Here is a 965-nt window from a genome sequence, read left to right on the forward strand (position 1 = left end):
TACACTTTTTAGGGTTAATGATAAAAATTTTTGATAAGGGGTTGTGCCATTCATGCTTTTTCCAACATGTGGACGTTCATAATTATACCAGTTTGTATATTCTTGAATTGTTTTCCATGGTCTATGTATATTTAGATAATATTCATCATCTACAGATCTATTAGCTCTTTCCACCTTGCCATTCCATGGAGCAGAATGTTTAGGAATATATCTGTGTATGATATTGCTTTTGATGAGGTATTTATGAAAATATCCTCTAAACTCACTTCCATTATCAGTCTGAATCCCAGTAATAATAAATGGAAAATATTTAGAAGCTAGTTTAAATGCCTCAATTGTAGCCATGCTATCTTTGCAAATCATATTTACTGCATATTGCAGATTGGTTACAGTATCTATAAATCTATACTGATATTCCCATGTATTGTATTTATTTCTACCGGGGACATATTTTACGTCTAATTGTACATTTTCACCAGGAATTAAGGCTAAATATGGTTTTTTCATAGGTATATACCATTTTAACTTTTTTTGTGGTTTTCTGATTAATCTTTTCTTTTTGTAAAACTTGTAAATAGCGGTAGTTGATATGTCCAAGCTATATTTATCTTTTAAGTATATTTTCATTTTCAGTGGCCCATAATTAACCTTTCTCTTAGTTTTAATAATGTCTACTTTGATATTAGGAGTAAGTTTAGTGTGTGGGTGTATTTTTCTTGGTTTTCTGCCCGTCATTCCATACAGATGATCTTTTTTGTACCACTTATAGTATGTTTTTCTAGATATACCAAATATCTCACACACTTGGTCTACCGATTTTCTATATTTATCGACTTGAAGATATCACTTGGCTCTAAGCTCACGAGGTGATGAAAGGGGTGATCCTGCCATATATTTATTTTGCTAATTAAGAGTTAACCTTTGTCACCCTTAGCCTTAGCATAATGTCACCCCATAAGGTTAAC

The 965-nt window shown here is 31.7% G+C and carries 1 protein-coding gene; it reads right to left on the reverse strand.

Going from position 1 to position 965, the window contains the following annotated elements; genetic code table 11:
- Positions 1-735 (reverse strand): hypothetical protein (locus COU51_04405; protein ID PIR66342.1); only part of this gene is annotated, 735 nt, incomplete at its 3' end.
- Positions 736-965: the final 230 nt, after the last annotated feature.

Source organism: Parcubacteria group bacterium CG10_big_fil_rev_8_21_14_0_10_36_14, assembly GCA_002772895.1.
Lineage (GTDB): Bacteria > Patescibacteriota > Patescibacteriia.